The 18806-nt window shown below is 46.8% G+C and carries 19 protein-coding genes and 1 pseudogene; all 20 read right to left on the bottom strand.

Features of this window, described 5'->3' with window-relative positions; genetic code table 11:
* Window positions 1-2: 2 nt before the first annotated feature.
* The gene (gene hisC / locus DCMF_RS26595) at window positions 3-1154 is read right to left on the bottom strand and encodes a histidinol-phosphate transaminase (RefSeq protein WP_148137241.1); all 1152 of its coding nucleotides are present in this window, start codon (window positions 1152-1154) and stop codon (window positions 3-5) included.
* A 4-nt stretch (window positions 1155-1158) separates the two neighbouring features.
* Window positions 1159-2412 carry an ATP-binding protein gene (locus tag DCMF_RS26590; protein ID WP_148137240.1) on the bottom strand — a complete coding sequence of 418 codons (1254 nt, stop codon included), beginning with the start codon at window positions 2410-2412 and terminating at the stop codon, window positions 1159-1161.
* A gap of 31 nt (window positions 2413-2443) precedes the next feature.
* Window positions 2444-2686, bottom strand: a complete 243-nt coding sequence (locus DCMF_RS26585) for an acyl carrier protein (protein ID WP_148137239.1) — start codon at window positions 2684-2686, stop codon at window positions 2444-2446.
* 4 nt (window positions 2687-2690) lie between these two features.
* Window positions 2691-4331: an AMP-binding protein gene (locus tag DCMF_RS26580; RefSeq protein WP_148137238.1), complete on the bottom strand. Its 1641-nt coding sequence runs from the start codon at window positions 4329-4331 to the stop codon at window positions 2691-2693.
* 7 nt (window positions 4332-4338) lie between these two features.
* A complete protein-coding gene (locus DCMF_RS26575) occupies window positions 4339-5349 on the bottom strand; it encodes a GNAT family N-acetyltransferase (RefSeq protein ID WP_148137237.1) in 1011 nt (336 codons plus the stop codon).
* Window positions 5350-5424: 75 nt separating this feature from the next.
* Window positions 5425-6171 (bottom strand): hypothetical protein, encoded by a 747-nt coding sequence (locus DCMF_RS26570; protein ID WP_148137236.1) that lies wholly within the window; start codon window positions 6169-6171, stop codon window positions 5425-5427.
* Between the two features lie 17 nt (window positions 6172-6188).
* Entirely contained in the window at window positions 6189-6731 is a 543-nt protein-coding gene (locus DCMF_RS26565; protein WP_148137235.1) for an STAS domain-containing protein, read from the bottom strand.
* Window positions 6732-6769: 38 nt separating this feature from the next.
* Window positions 6770-7660, bottom strand: a complete 891-nt coding sequence (locus DCMF_RS26560; RefSeq protein ID WP_148137234.1) for a phosphatase PAP2 family protein — start codon at window positions 7658-7660, stop codon at window positions 6770-6772.
* A gap of 162 nt (window positions 7661-7822) precedes the next feature.
* The gene (locus DCMF_RS26555) at window positions 7823-8884 is read right to left on the bottom strand and encodes a class I SAM-dependent methyltransferase (RefSeq protein WP_148137233.1); all 1062 of its coding nucleotides are present in this window, start codon (window positions 8882-8884) and stop codon (window positions 7823-7825) included.
* A 108-nt stretch (window positions 8885-8992) separates the two neighbouring features.
* Window positions 8993-10444 (bottom strand): radical SAM/SPASM domain-containing protein, encoded by a 1452-nt coding sequence (locus tag DCMF_RS26550; RefSeq protein WP_214658934.1) that lies wholly within the window; start codon window positions 10442-10444, stop codon window positions 8993-8995.
* 13 nt (window positions 10445-10457) lie between these two features.
* Window positions 10458-10742 carry an NHLP leader peptide family RiPP precursor gene (locus tag DCMF_RS26545; RefSeq protein ID WP_148137231.1) on the bottom strand — a complete coding sequence of 95 codons (285 nt, stop codon included), beginning with the start codon at window positions 10740-10742 and terminating at the stop codon, window positions 10458-10460.
* 89 nt (window positions 10743-10831) lie between these two features.
* Window positions 10832-11287 carry a hypothetical protein gene (locus DCMF_RS26540; protein ID WP_148137230.1) on the bottom strand — a complete coding sequence of 152 codons (456 nt, stop codon included), beginning with the start codon at window positions 11285-11287 and terminating at the stop codon, window positions 10832-10834.
* Window positions 11288-11375: 88 nt separating this feature from the next.
* Window positions 11376-11702, bottom strand: a complete 327-nt coding sequence (locus DCMF_RS26535) for a hypothetical protein (RefSeq protein WP_148137229.1) — start codon at window positions 11700-11702, stop codon at window positions 11376-11378.
* A 45-nt stretch (window positions 11703-11747) separates the two neighbouring features.
* The gene (locus tag DCMF_RS26530; protein WP_257790935.1) at window positions 11748-12350 is read right to left on the bottom strand and encodes a sigma-70 family RNA polymerase sigma factor; all 603 of its coding nucleotides are present in this window, start codon (window positions 12348-12350) and stop codon (window positions 11748-11750) included.
* 257 nt (window positions 12351-12607) lie between these two features.
* Window positions 12608-13417: an acetolactate decarboxylase gene (gene budA / locus DCMF_RS26525; RefSeq protein ID WP_148137227.1), complete on the bottom strand. Its 810-nt coding sequence runs from the start codon at window positions 13415-13417 to the stop codon at window positions 12608-12610.
* Window positions 13418-13813: 396 nt separating this feature from the next.
* Window positions 13814-14530: pseudogene (locus DCMF_RS26520) on the bottom strand (amino acid ABC transporter ATP-binding protein); the annotation flags it as partial.
* The gene (locus DCMF_RS26515) at window positions 14527-16776 is read right to left on the bottom strand and encodes an ABC transporter permease subunit (RefSeq protein WP_148137225.1); all 2250 of its coding nucleotides are present in this window, start codon (window positions 16774-16776) and stop codon (window positions 14527-14529) included. The pseudogene DCMF_RS26520 and the gene DCMF_RS26515, both read right to left, overlap by 4 nt.
* A gap of 36 nt (window positions 16777-16812) precedes the next feature.
* Entirely contained in the window at window positions 16813-17232 is a 420-nt protein-coding gene (locus DCMF_RS26510) for an ATP-binding protein (RefSeq protein ID WP_148137224.1), read from the bottom strand.
* A 128-nt stretch (window positions 17233-17360) separates the two neighbouring features.
* Window positions 17361-17693, bottom strand: a complete 333-nt coding sequence (locus tag DCMF_RS26505) for an STAS domain-containing protein (RefSeq protein WP_148137223.1) — start codon at window positions 17691-17693, stop codon at window positions 17361-17363.
* A gap of 163 nt (window positions 17694-17856) precedes the next feature.
* On the bottom strand, window positions 17857-18777 hold the full coding sequence (locus tag DCMF_RS26500; protein ID WP_214658933.1) for a cation diffusion facilitator family transporter: 921 nt from the start codon (window positions 18775-18777) through the stop codon (window positions 17857-17859).
* Between the last annotated feature and the right edge of the window lie 29 nt (window positions 18778-18806).

Raw genomic sequence — 18806 nt, 5'->3', positions numbered from 1 at the left:
CCTCAGCTTCGTTTTTTTCCAGCTTTGCTTATCTTGTCTTTTTCCAATAAACTCTCCATGGCTTTGATGAACTCTTCCAGGGCAGGTCGTTTGGCCAGTGTGATGCGGATATAATTGGGAAAACGGAATGCCGTCATGGTGCGCACCATCACACCGCATTGCATGAATCGCCGGTAAACCGAAGTATCGCTCATGGGGACCCGGATCATGAGAAAATTTCCCTCGCCGGCTATATAGTGAAGCCCCAGGCGGTCCAATTCCCTGCAGATAAAGGTTCTTGAAGCATTGATCAATTCACGGGTTCGGTTGATTTGAAATTCTCTATCCTCAAGTGATGCTACTGCGGCAATCTGGGCAAGGGTATTTACCGAATAGCAGATGCTTGTCCTGCGGATCACCTCCACTACCGTGGGATCTCCCACCAAATAACCGATCCGTAAGGCTGCCAGTCCAAACATCTTGGAAAATGTCCGAAAGACGATCAGATTGGGATATTCCCGGATCAAAGAAAACCCATCGGGGAAATCCGGTTTTTCCACAAATTCTGCATATGCTTCATCCAGTACCACCATGCATCTGCCATCTACCCTGTCTAAAAACTGCCGGAGTAAAGACTCACTCCAATAGGTTCCGGTGGGATTATTAGGATTACAGATAAATATGATTTTTGTCCGCCCATCTATCCTGGACAACATTCCTTCCGGATCAAAGCGGTACGCAACAAGGGGCACCAGCTTGGCCTCGAACCCAGAAAACTCGGCCACCCACTCGTACACGGCAAAAGTCTTGTCTGCGGTGATGATATTGTCTCCTTCACTGCAAAATGCTTTTATCACAAAGGCAATGACCTCATTGGCCCCATTTCCCACAATAAAGGCTTCACTCGTATGCCCGGTCGCCTCCCCAAGCATGTGTCTTAAAAAATAAGCATCACCACTGGGGTAGACAGATGACAATGAGGGATCAAATGACGCAATAGCTTCAAGGGCCCGTGGTGACGGGCCGAGAGCATTTTCGTTATTGTTTAAGCGCCACAGATGATCAACTCCAAACATTTCTTTTAAAACAGGGTCAGGTTTGCTGGGAATATAGGTCTCAAACTTTTGGATATAAGACGGCACCAGTGTTTTTAATGGAGGAAATGTTCCGCTCATGCTTTTATTTCCTCCCTCTATAGCTAAATATAACAACATCTCCCTGCCCGGCCCAAGGCAAAATCATGGAGGGCTCAAATCCGGCCGACATCACCATTGGCGCCATCATGGCCTCCTCCGCAGATCCCAGCTCCATTCTGAAGCGAATGTCTCCTATATTTTGGCTTTGAAGTAAGTCCACATGGGCACGCAAATTCTCCTCTAAATTTTGTCCAGCCCACAGCAATGTCAAAGTACCCCGTTTACTCTGACGATCGATGGCCGTGGCAATCGCTGAACACTGTACCAATTCTTCTCCCGTATACGTCATATCCTGTATCATACGGGGCAGTGCCAGGTCTGTGTAGAACTTTTTGACAAGATCTTTAAAACATGGATGGACAAATACTCTTGCGCCATCATCCTCCGCTAGTTGACGGTAAACGGCTCCCCCCTGGAGCGGTTCAAAATATTCAAGTGGTGTTTGTAAAGTTGGCTCCATGATCACCAGACAAAGGGCATCTTTCGTGCGCCCCAATTTTTCAAGCATTCCTTCGACCAGCATTTGGGAAAGACCGGCTTCCTGCAAAAAAACAAAGGGTCCGTAAGCTTCAGACATCTGTCTATTCCTACGGAAAACCATCCCGCCGCCTACCTGTCCCCTTTCATTGATTAAAGCCAAGGCATCATAGTCTCCACTTGCCACCATATCAATTAATTTTCCCGGAACAGTCAAAAATGAATTTACGGAATTTCCATAACTGTGCCGTATCCGGGCAGACAATTCCTTCAGCATGGTCGGGTCGGCATCCCTTACATGAAACCGGCCGCTTAGTTCAAGAGGTGCTTCCTGCTTTACAGAGGGGTAACGCTTTTCCATGACAAATCTGAGCAAAAAGGTATCTTCTCCGATCCGGTCGACATAAAGCCTATCCACAGTCCGCGCCGCCAAAATCAATCCAAGCTGTGCCGCGCCTTCCATATCGTCCGGCACGGCACCCCTGGTTAAGTTAAATGCCTCCAGCGGAAGCATGCCGCTTTTTAGCTGAAAAGCCATTTCAACATAGTATCCGCCGCTTTTGCACATAATCTGAATATCATTATCTGGTAAAGTTGCGTGGGAGAGAAATGCAAACACCTCTTCAGCAGCAAGAGTAAGGGCATAACACTCCCGTTTGGCAAGTCCGAAAGCACTGCAGGCTTTCTCCACAAACCCGGTCACGATCTGCGTCAAATCAAGATCAACAGGAATGGTCAACGTAACTAACCTACTTTGCATTATCACGCCACCTCTTATCACAGAATTATCACTATGATTCTGTTTCCTTCATGATATAATCGGCATAATCATTCAGGGTTTTGAGCTTTAGCAAGTCGTCCATCCGAATCACACAATCAAATTCCTCTTCCACACTCATAATAATTTCCGAGATTTCCAGTGAATCAAATCCCATTTGTGCTACGTCATCCTCATAACTGATGCTTTTGGCCTTTCCTTTCGCATGATGCCGATAAATTTCTCCCAATTTTTCCAGAATTTCTGCTCTGCTCATTTGTTTACTTCCTCCTTTTATGATTGAGTTGTTCGATTGCCTGTTCCCTAAGTTTAAATTTTTGCACCTTTCCGCTTGCTGTTTTAGGGAATGAATCAACAAAATAGATAAACACAGGAATTTTATAATAAGCGATTCTTCCCTTGCAATACTTTTTCAGTTCAATCTGTGTGGCTGTTTCATCTTCTCTTAAAATCACAAAAGCAACCGGTTCTTCCCCATAGTACTCTGAAGGAATTCCCACCACCTGTGCTTCTTTTATTTTAGGATGGGACATCAAATATTCTTCAATCTCTCTGGGAAATATGTTCTCTCCGCCCCGGATCAGCATTTCCTTGATTCTGCCCACAATGTTGATTTTTCCTTCTCTATCAATAGCTGCCATATCCCCGGTGCGGTACCAGCCTGATTCATTAATTGCTTTTGCTGTCGCTTCGGGCTTATGATAATAGCCCCGCATCACGCCTGAACCTCGGGTTAATAATTCACCGGGTTGTCCTACTTCCAGCTCCCGTTCACCTGCCCCTTCCGCAATTTTCACCTCCATCCTTTCAAGGGGATAACCTGCTGAAACAAACTCCGATTTCTGCACATGATTGATCCTGAAACCAGATATCACAATTGTTTCTGTCGTACCATAACAGTTCCAGATTTCTTTGATGGTGGTTCTTTCTAAAATTCGGTTTGCCGTTTCAGTATACAAGGAAGCACCTGCAGAAACCGCTTTGGTTAAGAAAGATTCTCCACTCTTAAGATCCTCCAGCGCATCCATCCACCCGATAAACATGGTCGGCGTACCGCATAAAACTGTTGCTCCGGTTTTTCTAATAGTCTGGACTATTTGATTCGCCTGGCATGGTTCACAAATGGAGGCAATACCTACAAGTGCGGCCAGAATAGACATACCCAGCCCAAACACATGAAAGAGAGGAACCGGCAGACACACCCTGTCTGATTCCGTATAATTGAAGCATTTATTAAGTGCACGCATGTTTGTCAGAATATTGTTTTGCGATAGCATCGCACCTTTCGGTTCTCCTGTGGTCCCGGAAGTAAAGAGGATAAATGCTGTATCATCTGCCCTTACCCGCATCTTCCGTTTTAAAAAGACATCGTCCTCTATTTTTTCCGCCGCGGCAATCACGTCGGACCACATCAACATCCCCGGCAGTCTTTTTTCCCCTAAACCAATCACATAACGAAGTTTGGGAAACTTTGCACTTTTCCAATCCCCGGGAGGTTTTTCCAAAAGCCCGGGACAAAGCTTTCCGATCGTATCAATATAGTCGTTGGTGCCTTGATTGTCTGCGATAAACAAGGCCACCACATCTGTCTGTTTCAGGGCTAACTCCAGCTCCAGCATACGATAACCGCTATTCATCAGGACTACCGGGGCCCCAACTGCCGTGCTTCCATATTCAAGCACCAGCCACTCCGGACTGTTCGGTGCCAAAATCGCGGTGTGTTCTCCTTGTTGGATTCCCAGTGCGATTAATCCTTTCGCCACCGCCCATGCCTGCTTATACAATTGTCCATAACTAACCTCAACATCTTTTTGAGGAAAAAGCACGACCGGATTTTTTTCTCTTGCCGAAGCATTGTATTCAAGCAAATCCCACAATGCGGCTCCCTCTGCTTGGAACATTCACCTCTCACCTCAGCTTCTTTTCATAATCTGCTTTAACCATGGCAAAGACCTCTTTAGCCTGTTTGGAGTAAACCTTAATCTTACTAAAATCAGGCTCATGGAGTGTTTTTTGCAGTAAAAAGCCGTCATGGCCGAACCATCTGGGCAGGAGTCCTCCCAACCAATATCCTTCTTGGCGCAGACTTTCTGTCGCCTGGTCAACTAAGGGAGTATCAAGGGGAAGAATAACTTGATATACCTTATTGCCATTGTTTCTTAGCTCATCATGGGTTCTGTCCAGCCATGATAAAAAATCAGTACCTATGTGGGAAACCGTGATTCTTGCAATACCAGCATCCGACATAGATTGAATGTCTGCACTGGTATTTATCTCGTCTTCTATGCTGCTTCCCGGTTTTAAAAATTCATGACCGAAATTAAAGGGTGCATATATTTTTTTCAAAGTATCCTCATATGCCTGAGGTAAATATACGACCCGGTGATCCGGGCGAAAAGCCTGAAATAAAACAAGGACAGATACCCGGCTGTTTATATTTAGCCCACATTCAGACATTTTTTGATAGGCTTCTTCAGGCATCATATCCACCTCAAGGGCACACGGGATATAGCCGATTTTAATCGATAACTGCTGGCTGACCAGGTGATTACATACCGCCTCACCCCAGACCTGGCCTACATGACTCATCTTTGGCAAACGATTGCATAAAAAACCCATGAGCTCAAGTGCCACATTCTTTGTCCGATACTCTTCCAGTACCATCAGTCCGCCTGCCTCATAGAGTTCAGGATTGGTAGGCACCGACCGATACAAAGCCACTGTTCCGATTAAGCGACCATCGGTTAAACGGGCAACTATCCGGTAAGAATCATTTTTTTCTGCCTGTTCTATATGCCAATCGGCCAGATAAATTTCCCGCAGGGGAAAGTATTCACCATATATGGCCCGGTACAAACCGACAACCTCTTCGGCATCTTCGGGTCTAAACAGATCGATCACCCAGGATTGCTCATTCATTTTTATCCCCCATTTTCAGATATCCTGCTTTTTTTACGAATTATTGCCTTACCTAAGCAAATTTCGGACTTTTACCTATACATCCTGTTTCAATCCCTGAAGATAGCTGATGCCGATCAAACCTCTCTTAATAGTGGAAGCATCCAACAGATGGCGCATATCGATAAAATCCCCTTGATCCACCACCTGTTTGATCTGATTTTCCAAATTAACTGCCTTGTCCGGGAAGGGCTGCAGGCTGAAAAAGACCCCATGGTTATGGAGCATCTGGTTTTTGCCTCCCGTATTGGCGGGGTGTAAATAAAAAATGCGATTGAGAATCTCCTGGTCAAAAAGGGATAAATCTGCCTGCAAAGATATACCGATCCCGCAAATCAGGCCTGTTACCCCAGAATGCCTGGGTTCTTTGTCGGATTCAAACCACTGCGTCATGTTCTCACTGTCCGTGACCATCTTCCCATTGGCCGGGGCAAATTCACGAATCGGTGATTTTAAGATCCCCGAGCCGAAAACGGCAGGCATTTCTGCGCAAATAGCCAGACCGAGGGCCCCTTTGTAGTCGGGACGCCTCAGCGACGCCAAACGGAACAGGGCGCCGTATATTTCCCCCAACGAAACACCTTGGGGCTGATCGCTTACAAAATAAAGCAATTCATTGGGTTTCCCATTCAAGGAAACATTAAAACCCGTACGGACCTTTACCCTGCCGGTATCAGCCTTGGGAATGAGAAAATCCGGGGTATCATTGCCGTCCGTGGGCAGCCAGACCATTGTCCCGCCAATAGTCATCATCTCGCCCATCACAGGATAATAATCATCCACCGCGTCTCCTAACGCCCCTAGACCGATAGAATATTCAGCTTCGGAGAAAGTCTTGGAAAAGAGCCTTTCTTGGGAAACCCGGGAATATAATACGCTTTGATATCTCCTGTTACTAAAGCCTCGCCCTTATCCCCAGAACCAGGAATGATGGTTGCTTTGCCGCCGCACAAATCAATAACTTCTAACTTTGCCCAATTTTCCAGATACTCTTTTTCCTGAATACTTTGCCGTCCATAGGCGACAGCCTGTTCCAAGCGATCGAATAAGGGTAAAAATTCCAAGAAACCTGCCGTATCCATGACATCCCGGCAAAACTGGCCCACATGGCACAAAGCAACGGAGCCTTGTACCTGTCTCATCCTTTTGCTCACCACCATCATAACCCTGAGTCCGGCACTGCTGATATAGCTGACGCCTTTCAGGTCAAACACCACCGACGCGATATCCGGCGTTATTTCCTGTTCAATCGTGCTTTGCAGGTTTTTGGCTTCATAGGCGTCGATTCTCCCTTCCGGCATCACAATTAACAATTTCCCCTCTTTGTTTACCGCTATTTTCATCTTTGTTTTCTCCCCCAAAACGAATCTTCACGTCTGCTTTACTGTGTAATCCGGACAAAATAGCCTTGATCAGACTTTTGGAGCCGGAGAACTTTAAAGGTCAGCGGAGCGCCAAAAGTCACCCAAATCCCTAAGATAAAATATCTCACTGTATCGATAAACAGGTAGCCTAACAGCGTTTCCTTGTCCAGGTCCAGAACATCTAAGAAAAAAGCTTTGATGACTATGCGCAGACCGAATAGGATGGCGATGCCGATCGTTATTTTGAGCATATTCTGCACCAAGGATGCTTTTTCCGTCCAATTAACGTATTCCAAATCTAAACGATAGCCCCATAAAATACCGAGCAGGAAGCCAATAACCAGGGGGCCGTAATAAGAAGAGTGGCTCAGAAACAGCAGGACACAAATGAATAGGGTTCCCAGGAACCAAGTTTTTTTGCTCACCTGGAGAAACAGGCTTTCAGAAACGGCCGAATAGAGGTAGAGGAGCATCATGCTGATCAGGATCCCCCCAATGATATCCCTTGCATAGTGCACGCCAAGATAAACCCGGGAAAGGGATACAAGGATAACGATGAAAGCGGCCAGGATATATGCCCATGGCTTATTGATCCTCTTGGCCAGGTAACCCCAATAGGCCGTCGTGCTCATGGCATGGCAGCTGGGAAAAGTATACCCGGTTTCCTGTATTTTGCGCACACTTTCATCCGGTCTCGGCAAGGAAAAATTCTCTTTAATAATGGAGTTGAGATAAATAGTGCCGGCAAAAAGAAGGCAGAATTTGAGGATAAAGTTTTTATCATATAGCCAGTAGAGAATCGGAATGGTCAAAAGATAGAAGTCTGCCTCGCCTAGAAATGTGATCCCTTTAAAAAAAGCATCCAGCGCCGGGCTGGAAAAGCTCTGCAGCCATAAAATGGTATCCAAAAAAAGCCCTCCCCCTTAGACTTAAACCCACAACTCTTATCCATACCTCAGGCGAACCATCAAGTCCTCAATAAAACTCGGCCGGTCCTCCCTGCATACCACGTTATTGATGAAGCAAACTTGTCCGGTGCATGATTACTTTCCGGCAAATTGCCGGAAACACTATTTCCCATAATGGAGTGTAAACAAATTCATATATTCATCTCCGAAACAAGTGGTATCGCCTAGGCAACAAAACTCCGGGCCCAAGGTATTTTCCAGCAGGCGGATCCATTGTGTACGAAGCATATGGTATTCCGTGCGTTCTCCTCTTGGCTGAGATAAAAGGGATACCGCCTCGGGCATGAGAAAACAGTCTACACAGGAAAGAGCCACATCCACAGGTGCATCGTGGGCAAAAACATAATCGATCATCCGTCCATAGGATTGATATACGGAAAGGGCCAATTCCGGCGAATAGAGCTCCGGGGTATCATTGTTGGCATCCAGCTCGAAAAGAATAAAATGATCAATCCGGGGTTTAAGCTTTTTCAGATGGGCCTCTTTTTGCTCCAGAGGCATATGATGATAGGCCAGGGAACTTAGGGCAATATCATAGTGGGAATCAATTCTTTCCACCACAGATTCAAACCTGCCGATCTCCGTTTTGATCGCCGACGGTGGCAAGAAGCGGCTTACAGTTTCTTGGGCCAACTCAATCATCGCCGGAAAGGGGTCAATCAGCAATACTTCTGCCACCTCGTCAATTTTGCCGATTGATTTAAGATAGACCAACAAATCCGCCACCAGGGCACCATTTCCACATCCGATATCCATGATCCGCAACGGGTGTTTAAATACCGGCAGTGTCTCGCCGCAACAATGGAAAAATTTCTTCCGGGACTCTTTAATGACCGGAACCGTAGTAAAATGAACGTATGGCCGGGGATCGGAAAATACTACCACCGGCATGACCAGTTTGCCGTCATGCCGTTTCAGAAATCCGGAAAGAAAGGCATTGGAGAAGAGTCCTTCCGTTTCAGCCATGACGCCGGATTCAATCCATTCCATCCCTTTATTGCCTGCCCCGGCTGCAGCCAGCACTGTTCCGATATAGAAATGGAAAACCGGCAGCAGATTTGGCCTGATGAAATCTTTAAAATCAGCGGGAAGGGATTGGCCTCGGATGACAATATCCCCAAGCCGCCGCCATTCTGCGCTTTCTGCCGATGACAAAAATAACATTGTCTACACCTCTTTCTATTTCTCCATATCTTCATTCCATAAGGCCGGGCTGTTTGTAATAAAGTCACGTATCAGGTTTTGAAGTGAGTCAAAGAACCGTCCCCTGACTCATTCCCCGGCACGGGCTAGCAGCATGCCGAGACCGCCACCTGCAAGGGCAGCTGTTTTTAAATCGTGGCGATTCAGTACCGCACCGCGAGACATCCGGGTGAGTAAATCCACCTGTTCCTGGGTGGAACGATGGACAAAGATATCCCGGTTATGGCGTTTGGCTTGGGTTAGCATACTGGTTAGACGTCCGATCAGGTTGTATCGGGAGGAAATACAGTTTTCTCCTTGGGAGCTTTGATGCTCCCGGCTGTAAGGACAGCCTCCCTGGCACTGAGGCAAGAAATCACAGGCATCACATGAACTGGGCAGTGACCGGTATTCTTTCAGCCAAGCGTGTGTGAAAGCCTCAGGCAAAATTCCCTCCTGCACGCTGCCGGCAATCTCATGCTGGCCGCCACACAGATGGGAACACCGGTAGAGTACGCCGGTGACCCCTACTGTATAAAAATGGCTGCTGGCACCTCCGCAGAAGGCAATTCTTGCTCCCTTTTCAGGCAACTGCCATTTTTCATAGCCCAGATTGTAAAGAATATCGTACAATTCTTTTTCCGCTGCCCCAAACTCCTCGCTGGTAAAACAGGAAGCCGTCCACGGACTGAATGCCTCCCCATCAGGTACGGATTCAGTAATCGGGGCAAAATTAATGCTGATATTCCTGAACCCCCGGGCTGCCATTATGTTAAATAGTTCAGGCATCGTCCGGGTATTGTTCTTGTCCAGATTAATCCGCAGGAAAACTTCCCTATCTTCCGCAAGATGATAGAGGTTGTCAAGGACGGTACGGAAGGCACCCTGTACGGACTTATACTGTTCATATATGTCCGGCGGACCATCCAAGGTAATTTGCACAAAAGTGATATGCCATTCCTTCAACCGCTTCACAATAGCAGGTGTTAACAGGAACCCGTTGGTAATCATACCGGCGTGATAAAATATCCCTTTTTCCCGGCTATAGTCGTAGGCCTTTCCAGTTAATTCCTTAATGGGGCTCATATTGAGCAACGGCTCCCCGCCAAACCAGGTCATGTTTATCCGGTTCAAGGCAGGAAACTTCTCTAGGAAAGAAATAAAATCATTTCCCGTGTAGGAAATATCACGACGCTTTTCTCGATCCTCAAAGCAGTAAAAACACCGGAAGTTGCATCTTTCCGTGGTCATCAGCCAAAAAGCCAGCTGGGTAATTGCTTCCATCGAATTTTCCCGGTACCTGATCTTTTTTAAAAACGCCAGTTCATCAAAGCCTTCCTCAACCAGGGCGCCCATATTCACCAGATGGTGAATACCATCTTCCTCCGCATGAATACCGGGATTTACCTGGCCCCACCTGTTGTAAAGCCGGTACAGATTGTCTGACAAAGGCTGGAACGAACCTGTGAAAGTGTTGAATAAGTATCGCGCGTTATCATGGGAAAAAATAATATTGTACCTGGACTTTTTAAAAGCTTTCATGGCAAACCTCCGGTTAATGCTGGCAAGTTTGGTTCGGACAAGGGTCGTCCCAGTAACAGCCACCAGCAACTTTGTCCAGTGCCTCGTCCGGCAAAACATTTGGATTGACCGGCAACCGAAAGTAAAAGGTATCTGCCGTCTCTTCCACTACTTTGACGTTGATATTGGCCGGTAAAGCACAGCCTAACTCCTGCTCAATCACCTTTTTCGGGTTTGTAATCAGCTCTTTTCTAAACTGGTCATCTTGCCAAGCCTTTTCAATCAGTTTCTTTTCAATTTCCGCCCACTTCTCTTTCATCTTCTTCCCTCCTTCACCCTTATTCACAAGATTTAGTCCTTGCCGCCCCTTAGGATATTCTATGAGTCAAAAATCAGTTAGATGTCCGTTCAACGAACAACACCTTTTCCACCTACTTCTTGCATTTTGGCCCCGCTCAATAATCCCCTGACCACGCCGGCAAAGCTTGCCGCCACGCAGCCCATGACGATTAAGTCCCCCAGTACCAAGGCTGGAATGACTCTTAGTAAGTTGGCGACGCTATGCAGCGTAATTCCGATCATCCAAAGGGTACCCAGATAGGTTTTGCTCCGTGGGGAGAAGTAAATTTCTTCCCATACCCCGGCCACCAGCAGTACCAAAATAGCAAGGCCCATGCCATGGGCATGTACGCCCTGAATCGTATTCCACCCATTCAGGGTACTCCAAAAAGTCTTCAGGTCTCCCTGTCCTGCGGTGCCGTACAAAGCGCCGATTACATCTCCATACAAGGAACCCAGATACAAACCATGTAAGCAATAAAGAAATACCCACAACAAACCGTAAGCAATTAAGTATCTTCTCATTTGAACACCCTCCCAAGTGAATGCTGTAAACTTCAACTTTTAAGTCATGCCTTCCGGCAGTTTAAGGCTCATTGTCGATCAAATATTCTTATTGGCTTTTTAACTCATGGATTAGCCTGTATACCTCCTGCAGCCGTCCCTTCAACAACTGGACCGTGGCAGAATCTCCTAGTCTGTTATAAAGGTCAATCTTTTTCTCTAATTCTCCAAGTTCAAGATATGCTTTACCAAGTACGCCCCCCGGATCATTTCCGGCCGCCGTAACCAGATCAAGTTCGTCATCCTGAAGCTTTCTGCCTTCACTCTGCTTAAATTTATCTAACATCATGTGCAGATGCTCTTTTTTCTTTTCCCGATCAGGGGCTTGGTCAAACCTTTTGATGAGCCCAACCAGCTTATCTGTTACTTCGCTCATTTGGATCACCTTTTCTAAGGAATTATACGTGGATCTACAGAACCATTACAAAAAATCTTTCATATCGCCGCGTAGTTTTTCAATGGAACGGAAAAGCATGATACCTACATTTCCTGCGCTCAATCCCAGTACCAGTGCAATTTCCGTATTTTTCATCCCGGCGGAATATTTTAGGGCAATTAGTTCCCGTTCTTTCTCGGTTAAACGGAGCAAGGCCTGTCGGAGAGCCCGAATACTCTCCTTCTTCATCATGCTCCCGATTGGATCATCCTCAGATGCCATATGATCCGTGAGTTCTACCCTCTGATATTTGGTCTTTCGGAAATAATCAATCAGCACATTCCGCGCAATGGTAAAAATCCAGGTAGAAATTCCTGCTTTTGTCCGATCATACCGGGAAAAAGCCGACGCTACCCGCATAAATACCTCTCCGGCAAGATCCTGTGCTTCGGTGTCTCTTGCCAAGTGATACCGGAAATAGTTGTATACCTTGGTATAATAATCATCAAATATTTTAATCAATGCCTCTTCCGCGTTTTCCACACCTTGCTGTGCCATGAGAACCCACCTTTGAAATTGCTTGCCTGGATTGAAGCAAGTTCTTAATTCAGATGGAGATTCTTTTACTCCATCTGAATTTTGACGCAAGTTTTAGAACTGCTAATACAGCGTGAGAACTGCAAATGCATGACTTAGTTGGCGTTGGACTCCCGCATATTTGGGGACATTCCGTTAGCGGTCAGGGGACACACCTCTTACAGAGGAATGTCCCCAATGAGTGTGTCCCCTGACCGCTGATGGCGGGAGACTTCCGCCAAGTTAGTCAGGTTAAAAAAAAGTGCAAATACTCTAGCGGATAGAAATATTTACACTTATATTCACGGCATTATTACCGTACAAACCGATTATTGTTCCACCTTTTCGATCTCCTCTTCCTGCGTGTGGCCCAAATCTACCTGGGCAAAATGTTCATTCTGGGGCAGGATCATATGGAAACCGGTAGTGGTATCAACCGATACGGTACCCTCCTCCATGGAGCATTCCAGCAGATGCCCTCCCGCCTCCCGGTCTGCCGTGAGGAAATGGAGATGGTAGCCCGGCAAGTTTACATCCCGGGCAAAGGAGGGACACCAAAAGCCGACCAGGGTTCCCTTGACGTCATGAAACTCAAAGGTAGGCTGAGTTTTTGTTACTTCTGCCAAAGGGGGGTAAGGCTTGTTTTGTTTGGGTACACTGCGGGTTTTCACATACTTAAAAGTTCCCTCAACTTTAAAAGCATAAAACATATTGGGGTTGGGCAGCAATTTATCAAGTTCAGTCTGCAATTGGCTGAGGTCATTTATGTTGCTCAATTGGACCTGCTCATCAGCCTCAAAGTCAGTTACCACCGCAAAGGGAGTTTTACCGGAACCATCCGCCTGCACCGCTTTGCCGTCCGCCCGGACCTGATAAACCTTGCCGTCTAAAACAATCCCTTCTCCATCCAAACCATCAAAGGTACCGATCCCCAGATCACCTTCTTTCGTTAACTGGTCAAAGGTAATCTCCCCGTCATATACACCCTGCATCAAAGCATTCAGCGTCGATACCTGGTATAGTACATCATCGGACCCGGCGTCCGAACCGGATGAAGAGGTTGATGAGGCCGCACAGCCGGCAAGTGCACCGCAAAATACCAGGAAAAACAGCAACATATAGAAGGATGGTTTTTTCATTTCTTTCTTCTCCTCTTATGGTTTTCTCACCGTCAGTCTTAATCTGTTCCGCTCATTTACCCTCTGGAATCCCATATTCTCGCTCAGGCTTTTGATGATCGTTGTCCCCAGCTGATCAGACAAAACATTTTCTTCAAAGGGGTTTAGGTAGGCGCCTGCGCTTTCCATTATAAGGTCCAAACTGTCCTGCTTTTCGGCATAGGACAGGGTTAAATCAATGTCAAAAGCCTGGGTGCCGGAGCCGGTACTGAAAATTGCCAGCAGCTCTTCCACCAGCAACAGCACTTTATTTCTCGTCTCTTTCGGTATCACATGCTTTTCGCAAAAGGTCTCGATTTCACCATTCATGGCATACAAATCATAATTGGGGGTACCGATATGATAGGTAAAATTGCGTATCCGATGAATAAAGGCCCTGGTTTTTTCTTTTTGGGGAAAATCAAAAATCTGCCTGGGGGTACCTTCTTCATAGATGATCCCCTCGTCCATATAAAATACCCGGTTTGACACATCACGGGCAAAGTCCATTTCGTGGGTGACAATAGCCATGGTCATCCCTTCTTTAGCCAGGCGGCGGATTACCGCCAGCACTTCACTGACCATGGTAGGGTCTAAGGCCGATGTGGGCTCGTCAAACAGGATAATCTCCGGTTCCATCGCCAGACAGCGGGCAATAGCCACCCTCTGTTTCTGCCCGCCGGAAAGTTCATCCGGGAAGCTGTCTATCTTCTCCCCAAGCCCCACCATTTTCAGAAGCCCGATCGCCTTTTTTTCCGCCTGCTCTTTACTCCAGCCCAACAGTTTGATCGGCCCGATCGTCAGGTTCTCCAGCACGGTCAGATGGGCAAAAAGATTGAAGGACTGAAACACCATGCCCATTTTCTGCCGTATTTTGGGGACATCGGCGCTTTGATGCAGGATATCGGTATCACCGATAAAAATATTGCCCCCACTTGGCACTTCAAGCAGGTTCAGGCAGCGGAGGAAAGTACTTTTGCCTGTGCCCGAGGGACCGATGATCGATATTACCTCGCCCTTTTTGATTTCCGCATTGACATCACTCAGCACGGTAAGCTCGCCAAATTTTTTGGACAAATGCTCAACCTTTATCATACGCTTTTCACCTGCTTTCTTCTTACTTTCGGGTCAGTGCTCTTTTCTACAAACTCCAGGGAAAGAGCAAGCAGCCAGGAAATGAAAAAGTACAGCACCGCGACCATAACCAACGGGAAAAAGGCATCAAAGGTACGGCTGCGGATAATATCACTGGCCTTGGTCAAATCCTGCACAGCAATGTATCCAACTACGGAAGTCATCTTCACCAGAGAAATAAATTCCCCTTTATAGACGGGTAAAATCTTTCTTACCGCTTGGGGCAAAACAATATAGAGAAAAGTCTTCACTTGGGTAAAGCCCATGGCGATGCCCGCTTCGGTTTGCCCTTTGTCGACACCCTCGATCCCTGTGCGATACATCTCTGATACGTATGCGGCAAAATTCATGCCAAAGGCCACCACCGCCACGAGGATGGGATCAATGTCCACGGCAGCAAACACCACATAAAATATCAGCATCAAAAGGACCAGCACAGGAGTGCCCCGCAGAATGGAGATATAGATTTTGGCCAGCTGCTTGAGCACTTTTTTTCGCGACATGCGCATAAAGCAGATCAAGGCACCCAGCAGTGTCCCAAAAACAGTGGCCAGAATGGAGATGACGACCGTCGTTTTCAGTCCGTCCAAAATCAGCAGATAGCGGTTTTCCAGGATCATGTTGTTATAAAAGCTGTTCCCAATACTTTGGAAAAAGGTAGTCTCCGCTTGCGCCGTATCTTGGTCGCCATATGCCGCAATATTTTCCTTTAAGGCAATGGCAGCTGTTTTAAAGTCCATGTAGGGATCGGAGAAATCAATCTGCTTTTGCCTCTCTTCCGTAATGGCAATGCCGTCGGCAATCATATCAACTTTCCCGGAAGCAAGGGCTGCTACGAGTGAAGAAAACTCCATGGTCATGATTTTTAACCTGATTCCCTCGTGCTGGGCAAATCTTTGCAGCATTTCAATGTCAAAACCAACATATGCCCCATTCATATTGGCCACATAAGGCAAATCCGCCACCGCGACGCCTAAAATAATTTCTTCACCTGTTTCCGGACTTTTCAGTTCCGGCATTTCCGCCTTTTCGGGATCATCTTCGCACCAGCGCCGGTACATTTCGGCGTAAGTGCCGTCTGCCTTAGCTTGTTTCAGATAACTGTTAAATTTATCCCGCAAGGCCGGATTGTTTTTATTAAACCCGATACCCAAAGGTTTTGTTAAAACGTCATCCGTAAGAATCCCCAACTCCGGGTTGCTTTTGAGCAGTACCTTTGCGGAGATTAGATCAAGAAGGGCTACATCCCCCTTCCTGTTTTTCAAAGATAAGACCATATCGGCAGTACTGTCAAAGCGCAAAATCTCTGCCTGGGGATAGTGGCTGGCCACAAAAGCATCATGGATGGTTCCGGTATATACCGCTACTTTTTTCCCATTTATGTCATCCAGTGATGCCATTTTGGTGCTGCCTGCCGTTGCGCCCGGAGCCTTTTTGACCATCAACACCTGGGCATTGGTAAAATAGGGCTGGGTAAAATTCACTGATTTCTTGCGTTCCTCGGAAGCCGTCATCCCGGTGATGATGAGATCTATTTTCCCTGATTGCAGGGCCGGGAGCAGCGCGGAAAACTTCATATCGGAGAATTCCACCGGCCTGCCCAGCTTGATGCCGATTCTGCGGGCCAGTTCGCCGTCATGGCCGGTAATTCTTCCGTTTTCCGCCGTAAAGGAAAAAGGCTCTCTGGTCGCACTCACACCAATTTTAAGGACTTCCCCCTCGGTAGGCACAGCAAGATCAGCCTCTTCATAGGGCGACAAGTCTTCCTTGAACCAGCGCTTCTTCATGTCTGCTAATGTCCCGTCTTTTTTCAGCTCGGTAATAATATTGTCAACCTCCGCAAGCAGCACATCATTGCCTTTTTTTACCGCAATAGCGGTATCCTCGTTTTGCAGCGGTTCGGGCAGATACCAAATTTCCGGATTGTGTTTTGCTACGTTCATTGCCGTGGGATACGTGGTAATCACTGCCTCGAGCTGCCCTGATTTTAATGCTGCCACGGCATCCATGATATCGTCAAAGCTTTTGACATCGGCATTGGGGAACCTGTCCAGAGCAATTTGTTCTCCGATTGTGCCGGTCATGACACCGATTTTTGCTTCACTGGCATCCTCAAATTTGGTAATTACTTTTTCCGACTTGCCGCACCCTGCCAAAAGAGCAGCGATCAAGAAACAGAGGAAAACCAAAGCAGCGGCCTTTTTCATTGAAACTCCCCCTTAACATGATCCGAATTCAAGTTCTTATTTCGGCGCATGTAAAACCAAAGTAAGTATGTTTTTAGTTTCTTCCCGTTTGTAATGGACTTCATCTATGAACCGGCGCACCAAAAAAATTCCCAGGCCACCAACCTTCCGGTCGGCAAGATCAGATTTGATATCCGGCTCATCCAAAGTGAGGGGGTCAAAAGGCACCCCTTCATCGATAAAATCAACTTGGAACCGTCCATTCCCGCTTCGGATATGGATGAGCACCTCGCCGGGGGGATTCTGGTAGGCATAATTGCAAATGTTGGCTACCACTTCGTCAACGGCCAATTCCAGATGTATCACCTGTTTCGGATGCAGTTCCGCCTTTTCCGCACAGGCAGAGATATATTCGATCATTTCCGGAATCTTGTCCACTTGGGCCGGAAAAACACGTTCCTCCTTCACTTCCTGCATGTTTCGACTCATTCCTTTCCGAAGCACAAAATAATATCAAATTCTTTTGTAATGTCAATCGAACATCTTTACTTGCGTTTCTTTAAGGATATTTTCTTTTATGGCATCATTTGTTCATTACCTTTTGTTCAATTTTCTTTTATTGCGCAGGCTACATCGGCAAAAATGGGCAGGAAACTGTCAAAACCGGAAATACGGATCACCTCTTCCACCAACCCGTTTAAGCCGCAAAGAACCAGACTGCCCCCACCGGCCTTCAGTTTCTTTGCCATGCTTAAAATGCACCGCAACCCGGCGCTGCTGATATATTCCAGCTTCGAGAAATCCAGAACGGTTTTGTTCGCCGTCCCGGTCAAACAGGGAGCACACTCCTGTTCGAATTGGGCTGCCGTGTTGGTATCAAGTCTTCCTACCGCCTTCACCACTAAATAGCCGTTTTCGTTTTGAATTGTAATCTCCATTTTTTTACCCTCCTAAAAATTTATGTGATGTTATTTTATTAGACAATTATCGAAAATCCTGCATCCCCCATCCTCTTTGGCAGAAGCCGGGAAGTTCTACCGGCAAATGTCCCTGAGGGAGCATGGCACCGGCCATCATTTTCCCCAGGACCAAAAAACCGGCTTAGGCAATCCGGGAAGTTGATGGCATAATGATCACCTGGCTGCTTTTGATACTTTTTTCCATACTTCTTCTGATTGTATCTATGCTGTCCTGCACCTCTCTCATGGTACGCTCCGGATCAAATTGTAAAAACAGTTCAATAAAGACCCTGCTGCCCACCCGGCGGGAGCGCACCCCGTGAAAGTCCTGATACTCGTCAAAGTGGGCCGCCAGTTCCCGCATAATGATGAGTTGAACGTTCTCTTCCAAAGCGCCATCCAATAAGTCATAAATAGATTTCGTAAAAATTTTGTATGCGGAAACCAGAATCATCGACGCCACGACCAAGGAAAATGCCGGATCAAGATACCCGACCCAAGAATAGGAGTGGAAAACAACATTAAGCCCAAGGGAAACGAAAACAAAAGCATTTGAAATCGCTTTTACCCGAAAAAGGCGCCACTGGGCCTCAATTCCCGGGGACGAGGCAATAGTGGCCAAATGGTAGGCCCGAAACCAGAAAAAAACATTTGTTGCCAAAGCAATCAGGGCCATCACAAGATAGAGCATCACACCGGACAGATTAACCATGCTAGGATGCTGCAATCGGGCAACCGCATTGATACAAATCAGCGTAAAAGAAAACAATAAGGCTAGGACAATACCTAGGCTGGCCAGGTTCTCCATCTTCCCTTGACCGTAATTATACTGATGCACATTCCCTTTTGCCACCCTTTTCATGGCTAACCAAGTTAAAAAAATGGACAGGGTTTCGGTTAACCCGTTGATGATATCGGACACAGCGACTAAAGAATTCGCCAGCACCGCGGCAAAAAGAGCGGTCCCATTGATTAACAGTCCGAGGATAAAACCATACTTGGCGGTATCCGCCTTTTGGTCGGATAGATCCTGTTGTTTCTGCACTTCATCGTTTTGTTCCATTGCAAACACCTCTTGCCTCATCTATATAA

The organism is Candidatus Formimonas warabiya (genome assembly GCF_002777255.1).
In the GTDB taxonomy this organism is placed as follows: domain Bacteria; phylum Bacillota; class Dehalobacteriia; order Dehalobacteriales; family Dehalobacteriaceae; genus Formimonas; species Formimonas warabiya.
This window is presented reverse-complemented; position numbering and strand designations above follow the sequence as displayed.

Excerpts from the sequence above, each read along its gene's own strand:
- hisC (WP_148137241.1), bottom strand. The coding sequence starts at position 1,154 with ATGAGCGGAACATTTCCTCCATTAAAAACACTGGTGCCGTCTTATATC.
- DCMF_RS26590 (WP_148137240.1), bottom strand. The coding sequence starts at position 2,412 with ATGCAAAGTAGGTTAGTTACGTTGACCATTCCTGTTGATCTTGATTTG.
- DCMF_RS26585 (WP_148137239.1), bottom strand. The coding sequence starts at position 2,686 with ATGAGCAGAGCAGAAATTCTGGAAAAATTGGGAGAAATTTATCGGCAT.
- DCMF_RS26580 (WP_148137238.1), bottom strand. The coding sequence starts at position 4,331 with ATGTTCCAAGCAGAGGGAGCCGCATTGTGGGATTTGCTTGAATACAAT.
- DCMF_RS26575 (WP_148137237.1), bottom strand. The coding sequence starts at position 5,349 with ATGAATGAGCAATCCTGGGTGATCGATCTGTTTAGACCCGAAGATGCC.
- DCMF_RS26565 (WP_148137235.1), bottom strand. The coding sequence starts at position 6,731 with ATGAAAATAGCGGTAAACAAAGAGGGGAAATTGTTAATTGTGATGCCG.
- DCMF_RS26555 (WP_148137233.1), bottom strand. The coding sequence starts at position 8,884 with ATGTTATTTTTGTCATCGGCAGAAAGCGCAGAATGGCGGCGGCTTGGG.
- DCMF_RS26550 (WP_214658934.1), bottom strand. The coding sequence starts at position 10,444 with ATGAAAGCTTTTAAAAAGTCCAGGTACAATATTATTTTTTCCCATGAT.
- DCMF_RS26545 (WP_148137231.1), bottom strand. The coding sequence starts at position 10,742 with ATGAAAGAGAAGTGGGCGGAAATTGAAAAGAAACTGATTGAAAAGGCT.
- DCMF_RS26540 (WP_148137230.1), bottom strand. The coding sequence starts at position 11,287 with ATGAGAAGATACTTAATTGCTTACGGTTTGTTGTGGGTATTTCTTTAT.
- DCMF_RS26535 (WP_148137229.1), bottom strand. The coding sequence starts at position 11,702 with ATGAGCGAAGTAACAGATAAGCTGGTTGGGCTCATCAAAAGGTTTGAC.
- budA (WP_148137227.1), bottom strand. The coding sequence starts at position 13,417 with ATGAAAAAACCATCCTTCTATATGTTGCTGTTTTTCCTGGTATTTTGC.
- DCMF_RS26515 (WP_148137225.1), bottom strand. The coding sequence starts at position 16,776 with ATGAAAAAGGCCGCTGCTTTGGTTTTCCTCTGTTTCTTGATCGCTGCT.
- DCMF_RS26510 (WP_148137224.1), bottom strand. The coding sequence starts at position 17,232 with ATGCAGGAAGTGAAGGAGGAACGTGTTTTTCCGGCCCAAGTGGACAAG.
- DCMF_RS26505 (WP_148137223.1), bottom strand. The coding sequence starts at position 17,693 with ATGGAGATTACAATTCAAAACGAAAACGGCTATTTAGTGGTGAAGGCG.
- DCMF_RS26500 (WP_214658933.1), bottom strand. The coding sequence starts at position 18,777 with ATGGAACAAAACGATGAAGTGCAGAAACAACAGGATCTATCCGACCAA.